The 6,606-nt window shown below is 66.7% G+C and carries 6 protein-coding genes; 2 read left to right on the forward strand and 4 right to left on the reverse strand.

Going from position 1 to position 6,606, the window contains the following annotated elements; all coding sequences use genetic code 11:
• Together WT24_RS03610 and WT24_RS03615 are read right to left on the reverse strand one after the other, a co-directional pair.
• A partial coding sequence (locus WT24_RS03610; RefSeq protein ID WP_156441743.1) for a cation:dicarboxylate symporter family transporter occupies positions 1–333 on the reverse strand: 333 nt, incomplete at its 3' end.
• Positions 334–583: 250 nt separating this feature from the next.
• Positions 584–1,501, reverse strand: coding sequence for a LysR family transcriptional regulator (locus WT24_RS03615; RefSeq protein WP_060031318.1), 918 nt, complete (start codon positions 1,499–1,501; stop codon positions 584–586).
• A 175-nt stretch (positions 1,502–1,676) separates the two neighbouring features.
• On the opposite strand from WT24_RS03615, the gene gltP reads away from it, so the two are divergent.
• On the forward strand, positions 1,677–3,005 hold the full coding sequence (gene gltP, locus WT24_RS03620) for a glutamate/aspartate:proton symporter GltP (RefSeq protein WP_059504070.1): 1,329 nt from the start codon (positions 1,677–1,679) through the stop codon (positions 3,003–3,005).
• Positions 3,006–3,070: 65 nt separating this feature from the next.
• Positions 3,071–4,330 carry an aminotransferase class V-fold PLP-dependent enzyme gene (locus WT24_RS03625; RefSeq protein WP_059504077.1) on the forward strand — a complete coding sequence of 420 codons (1,260 nt, stop codon included), beginning with the start codon at positions 3,071–3,073 and terminating at the stop codon, positions 4,328–4,330.
• Positions 4,331–4,586: 256 nt separating this feature from the next.
• On the opposite strand, the gene WT24_RS03630 is transcribed toward WT24_RS03625, so the two are convergent.
• Positions 4,587–5,408 carry an OmpA family protein gene (locus tag WT24_RS03630; RefSeq protein WP_060031320.1) on the reverse strand — a complete coding sequence of 274 codons (822 nt, stop codon included), beginning with the start codon at positions 5,406–5,408 and terminating at the stop codon, positions 4,587–4,589.
• Between the two features lie 16 nt (positions 5,409–5,424).
• A partial coding sequence (locus WT24_RS35710) for a YadA family autotransporter adhesin (protein ID WP_179949305.1) occupies positions 5,425–6,606 on the reverse strand: 1,182 nt, incomplete at its 5' end.

Here is a 6,606-nt window from a genome sequence, read left to right on the forward strand (position 1 = left end):
CTCGCCGGGCCGCAGCAGGTTCGCCATCAGCAACCCGAGCAGCAGCGAGACCAGCGACGCGGTGACGAACCAGCCGATCGATTTCGCGAACACGCGCCCGACCGACGCCGCGTCGCCCATGTGCGCGATGCCCACGACCAGCGTGGAGAATACCAGCGGCCCGATCACCATCTTGATCAGCCGCAGGAACACGTCGGACACGAGCGAGATGTAGCCGGCGATTTCGGCGGCGGCTTTCCTGTCCGGAAAGCTCGTGAAGATCATGTAGCCGATCACGATGCCTGCCGCCATCGCGATCAGGATCCAGACGGCTGCAGCATTCTTTTTTCGCATCGTGAGCCTCCCATGCAGCGGTTTCGCAATCGGGGATGGGAGGACGATACAGGACCAGAATCGCGATGAACAGTGCAACCGGCTCCGGGTTTGCGCTAGCGTCGGATATGTCCGGGTGGGCGACGGCGATTGCGCCGGTGGCGCTTCGTGCCTGCGGCAGCGGGCGCAACCGGATACGGATTGATGCGGCGCAGCAGATCGCCGGTTCGGCGGCCGCCGGAGGGCGGTGGGCAGCGCCGCGCCATTCGCCCTAGTCGTGCGCCCGCGGATCCAGCAGGCTCGTGTTGAAATCGCACGACTGCGCGGCGAGCCGGACGATCTCGGCGATCAACGAATGGGCGCGTTCGGCGCGATGCAGCGCGACGTAGCGAACCGGCGGCAGCGCCGGCTGCGTGCGCACGATCTCCAGCGCATCGCAAGCGACGAGGTGCGCGACGCATGCCTTCGGCAGATAGCTGATTCCGAGCCCCGACAGCGTCAGGCCGATCTGCGCGAGCAGGCTGTTGCTCGACAGCACGCGCTGAGTCGCGACGCCGTGTTCCTGCAGAAAGCGCGTGTACAGGTGCCCGGTGCCCGACAGGTTTCCCTGCAGGATCAGCGGAAACCGCGCGAGGTCCGTCAACGACAGGGCGGCCCGGGACGTCGGCACGAATCCGGCTGCGCACATCCACGCGTTGTCGACCTCGCCGACCGCCGTCGCCGTGAACGCGTCCGTCGCATGAATCTGCGGGACCACGATCAGATCGATCGTGTCGGCCGCGAGCCGATCGCGCAGCGTCGCGGTCAGGTCCACCTCGGCCTCCACGTGCACGCGCGGATACGCGGCCTGGATCGCCGCGATCAAGCGCGGCAGCCACGTCAGCGCGGTCAGTTCGGTCACGCCGATCCGGACATGCCGTACCAGCGCTTCCTTCGAGCTCATCCGCTCGACCACGCGGTCGCGCTGTTCGAGCAATGCCTTCGCATGGTCGAACAGCTCCGCGCCCTTGTCGGTGAGCCGCGCGCTGCGATGCGCGCGATCGAACACGGTCAGGTCGAACGTGCGTTCGAGTTCCTGGATCCGCTTCGATACGGCCGACTGCGTCGTGTTCAGGCGCGTCGCCGCGGCGTCGAACGAGCCGAGCTGCACGATCCAGTACAGCGCTTCCATCTGCTTGAACGTCAGCATCGCGAGTCACTCGATAGATGAAGAAAAGCGATATGTTCTCATGTCAAAAAATCGCTTTTTTTACATATTTCGGCTGTTTAAGGTGCTCCCGTGGCGTCGCCGGGCGCGTGCGTTCACCAGAAAACGCGCCGCATCGCACCCATCGTTCAATCGACCCCTCATTCCTGGAGACTGCATGGACACCGTCATCGATTCCCCGCCCGCCGCCGGCGCCGCCCGCAAGCCGCGCGTCGGTCTTGCGTGGCAGATCGTCATCGGCCTCGTCATCGGCATCGCGACCGGGCTCGTGCTGAACCGGTTTCCTCAATTGCGCGACGCCGCCGTGTCCGGGTTGCTGCAGCCGGCCGGCGACATCTTCATCAAGCTGGTGCGGATGATCGTCGTGCCGATCGTGTTCACGAGCATGGTGATCGGCATCGCCGGCGTGGGCGACGGCAAGTCGCTCGGCCGTCTCGGCATCAAGACGCTGCTCTATTTCGAAGCGATCACGACGATCGCGATCGTGCTCGGGCTCGTGATCGGCAACGTGTTGCAGCCCGGCGTCGGCACCGACATGTCGCAACTCGGGCACACCGACATCTCCCGTTACCAGCAGACCACGCAACAGGTGCAGCAGGCGCACCACGGGCTGATGGCGCTGGTGCTCGGCATCATCCCGGACAACATCGTCGCGTCGATGGCGAAGGGCGACCTGCTGCCGGTGATCTTTTTCTCGCTGCTGTTCGGGCTTGGGCTGCAGTCGGTGCCGGAAGAGCATCGCAAGCCGGTGCTCGCGATGCTCAAGGGCGTCGCCGACGCGATGTTCAAGGTGACGAACATGGTGATGCGCTATGCGCCGGTCGGCGTGTGCGCGCTGATCGCGGTGACCGTCGCGAGCTTCGGCTTCGGATCGCTGCTGCCGCTGCTGAAGCTGGTCGCCGTCACTTACTTCGCCATCCTGCTGTTCGCGATCGCCGTGCTCGGCGTGACCGCGCGGCTCTTCGGGTTCCGCATCCTCACGCTGCTGCACGTGATCAAGGACGAACTGATCATCGCGTTCTCGACCTGCAGCTCGGCGACCGTGCTGCCGCAGCTGATGAGGAAGATGGAGGACTACGGCGTGCCGAAGAGCATCACGACGTTCGTGGTGCCGACCGGCTACACGTTCAATCTGGACGGCGCATCGATCTATCTCGGCATCGGCACGCTGTTCGTCGCGCAGCTCTACGGCGTGCACCTCGGCTGGCAGCAGCAGGTGCTGCTGACGCTGACCATGGTCGTCACGTCGAAGGGTGCCGCCGGTGTGCCGGGCTTCATGTTCGTGATCATGCTCGCGACGCTCGCGAGCGCGGGGCTGCCGCTCGAAGGGCTCGCGTTCATTGCCGGCGTCGACCGGATCATGGACATGGGCCGCACCGCGCTGAACGTCGTCGGCAACGCGCTCGCGCCGCTCGTCATCGCGAAATGGGAAGGCCGGTACGACGCGGAAAAGGGCCGCGCGTACGTCGAATCGCTGCGCGGCTGAATGCCGCCATGAACGCCGCCATGCACACATCGCACAACATTCCGAAGCAAACAGGAGCATCGAAGATGAGCAGTTCCCGTGGAGCATTTTTTCCCGACGCGTTGATGGAGCAGATCAAGTCGCGCTTTCATCACGTCGATCGCGACATCGACGGCCGCGAGCGGCTGTTCTTCGACAACGCGGGTGGGTCGTTCCGGTTGAAGGCCGCGGTCGACGCGTACGCACGGATCGATGCGCTGCCCGATTGCCCGGAACGCATCCACGCGCGCGCACTCGATCTGCAGGCGATCCAGTCGCGCGGCGAGGACGACGTTCGCACGATCCTGAACGCGCAGGGCGGCAGCGTGTATGCGTCGCTGACTGCATCGGGTGCGATGTTCGACATGGTGCGCGCGATCATGGAAAACGTGCCGGGCACCAATGCGGTGACGACCGTGCTCGAGCATCCGTCGTCCTACGATGCGATGACGTATTACGCGGAACGCACCGGCAAGACGCTGCGCATCGCGCCGAGCAATCCGGAGACCGGCGGCGTGGACGTCGATGCGATCGTGTCGCTCGTCGATGCGGATACCGCGCTGCTCAGCGTGATGGCGGCGTCGAACATTTCCGGCGCGAAATTCGACATCGAGACGATCGTCGCGCGTGCGCGCGCGAAGAAGCCCGACCTGTTCATCGTCGTCGACGCGGTCCAGCATGCGCCACACGGGATCATCGATCTGCAGCGCACGCCGGTCGACGGGATCAACTTCGCCCCGTACAAGTTTTTCGGATGCCGCGGCTCGGGCATGTCGTGGCTGTCGCCGCGCGCGGCGGCATTGCCGCATCACCGGCTCGCCGCGAAGGAGACTGGCGTATGGGAACTCGGCAGCCCGGCGCCCGCGCAGTTTGCGGTCGTATCGGCGATCGTCGATTACGTGGCCTGGATCGGCCGGTATTTCATCGATTCGGACGACCGGCGCACGCTGTTCGTCGAGGGCATGCACCGGATCGAGCTGCATGAGCGCGCGCTGCTGGCCGCATTGCTCGACGGTTTGCGTGCGATCGACGGCGTCGACGTCTACTGGGATCATGACGATCTGACGCAGCGCGACCTGATCGTCGGGATCGGCTTCGCGCATCTCGAACCGACGCAGGCGGTGCGGGAATACGAGAAGCGCGGTGTGATCGTGTACGAGCGCGTCGCATCGAGCCTGTATTCGGGCCGGATGCTGAAATCGTTCGGGCTCGCCGGCGCGGTGCGGATCTCGCCGCTCCATTGTCATGCGCCGGACGATATCGCGCGATTCCTGGCGATAACCGCAGCGCTCGCCGCGCACCGCTGATCGACGACACGGCCCGGATCGTCCGGGGCGTGTCGCGTTCGTGCCGTCACACCGGCCACGCAACTGGTTGCGACTACGGGAAGCGGGCCGATCGGCCCGTGTCGTTACATGCCGAGCGGGTCGTTGTGCTCGCCGCGCCGGCCGCTAGCGCCGTGGAGCCGGCGAGCGCGCATGACTCGTCGCCCGGCGCGCCCGACGACCGTCGGCTACGTCACATCGCACAATCGGCGCAACCGCGGCCCCGCGCAGCACGAACTCAGTGCTGCCCGTACACGGTAATGGTCACCCGTCGGTCTTTCTGCAGGCACGCGATGACGGCCGGCGTTTCGCCGGGCGGACAACGCGAGACCGGTTGTGACGATCCGGCACCGTCAACCCGAATGCGCGCGGCGTCGATCCCGTGCGTCACCAGGTAGCGTTTCACGGTCTCTGCCCGCGCCAGCGACAGTGCACGATTGCTTTCTTCCGAGCCGATGCGATCGGTGTGGCCGACCACGTCGATGTTCGTCGCGCCGGCTTCGTCGCGGATTTTCGCAATCGCGGCGTCGAGCTCCGCGCGACCGCCCGGGAGCATCGAATCGAGGCTCGACTGCGCGAACGGAAACAGTGCCTCCCCCTGGATCGTGTACTGCTCGAGAGGGGCCGGCCGGGCGGCGGCTGCCGCCGGCGCCGTGTCCCGCACCCAGTCCGCGCACTGCGGATCACGCCAGTACGTCGCGCTCACGCGCATGTTCTTGTCGAACTGCACCTGGTACTGGCAGGACACCACCTGGTCGCCGCGACGGAAGTCGAACAGGTAGTTCCACACGTGGTTGCCCACGAACCATTCGTGAAAGTGCGGCGGCCCGATCAGATCGTAGAGCTGATCCTTGTTGAGGCCCGTACTGACGTTGCGCAGGTTCGCGACGTTCACGAACGTGCCGCCCGCGGGCGACGCGGACGCCGCGTCCGGAAAGCGGGGCGGCGTGTGGGGCACCGCACATCCTGTCATGGCGACGGCAGTCGCGACGCACGCCGCGAGCAGCACAGCCTGTTGAGTTTTCATGGTTCGCTTGTTGTTCCGTTTCATGTTTCGCATCGAATCGCCCGTCCGCTTACCACTGATAGCCGGCGCCGACCACGGCGCCGTACGTGCCGCGCGTGTTGGTCGACACGGCCGCCTTGTAGATCCAGTGGTTGTTCTCCGAAATGGTCGAGATGCCGAGCGCCTGCCCCGACTGGCCGCGGTACACGCTGCCCGCGATCGCGACCATGCTCTTGCCCGGGCCGGACGGCTGCGGCAGACCGGCCACGGCCATCGCCGTCGCCGTGCCGCCGTCCGCGTCGCGGCGATAGCTGTCGAGGCTGTCGCGCAGGCTCGCCACCTGGCCGTCCGTGTAGCTGTTCGCTTGCGACAACGCGCTGCCTACGCTCGCATTCAACTGGTTCACGTTCACCGCGTCGGTGCCTTGCGTGCCGGCCGCGACGTTCACGACCTGGCGCGCCGAATCGGCCGAGCCGACCGCGACCACGTTCGAGCGCCCGCCGTCGTTGCTGCCCGTGCCGAGCGCGGTCGAGTTGTTGCCCGATGCCGTCGAACCCACGCCGATCGCGGTGGAGCCATTGCCCGTCGCCGTCGAGTTGTTGCCGACCGCCGTGCTGTTCGAGCCCGATGCCACCGATCCCGAACCGCCCGCCGACGAATTCGGGCCGCTCGCCCCTGGCGGCACGTTGCCGCCGGTCGGATTCGACGTGTACGAACCACCGAGGTTGGTCGTGCGCTGGTCGATCAGCGTCGTCAACTGGTTCGCGACCGAATCGAGCTGCGACACGTTCACCGCGTCGGTGCCGTTCTTGCCGGCCGCGAGCCCGGTGATCTGGCGATTGCCGACGTTCACCTCGCCGGCCGACGACTGCGGGCTGCTCAGCCCGTACGCGACGTAGTTCGTCAGCGCGCCGACCGTGGTCAGCGAACCGGCGCCCAGCGCCACGCTGTTCGCGAACGTCGCCGATGCGCCGGCGCCGAGCGCGAGCGCATCGGTCGCCGTGCTGCGTGCGCCCGAGCCGAGCGCGACGCTGCCCACGCTGACCGCCACCGCATTCGCGCCCTGCGCGACCGACTGCGCGCCCGTCGCCGTCGCGCCGCTACCCAGCGCGATCGCATCGGCCTGCGCGGAACTCGCCGCCTGCCCGATGGCGACCCCGCCCGGCGCCGTCTGATCGACGATCGCGCCGTTGCCGATGCCCACGCCGTTGTCGCCGTTGACGACCGTCGTCGGCCCCACCGCGACCGATTC

It is taken from the genome of Burkholderia sp. MSMB1078WGS, from assembly GCF_001528895.1.
In the GTDB taxonomy this organism is placed as follows: domain Bacteria; phylum Pseudomonadota; class Gammaproteobacteria; order Burkholderiales; family Burkholderiaceae; genus Burkholderia.

Bases quoted from the DNA above. Each gene is read 5' to 3' on its own strand.
- gltP (WP_059504070.1), top strand. From the start codon at position 1,677: ATGGACACCGTCATCGATTCCCCGCCCGCCGCCGGCGCCGCCCGCAAG.
- WT24_RS03615 (WP_060031318.1), bottom strand. From the start codon at position 1,501: ATGCTGACGTTCAAGCAGATGGAAGCGCTGTACTGGATCGTGCAGCTC.
- WT24_RS03630 (WP_060031320.1), bottom strand. From the start codon at position 5,408: ATGCGAAACATGAAACGGAACAACAAGCGAACCATGAAAACTCAACAG.
- WT24_RS03625 (WP_059504077.1), top strand. From the start codon at position 3,071: ATGAGCAGTTCCCGTGGAGCATTTTTTCCCGACGCGTTGATGGAGCAG.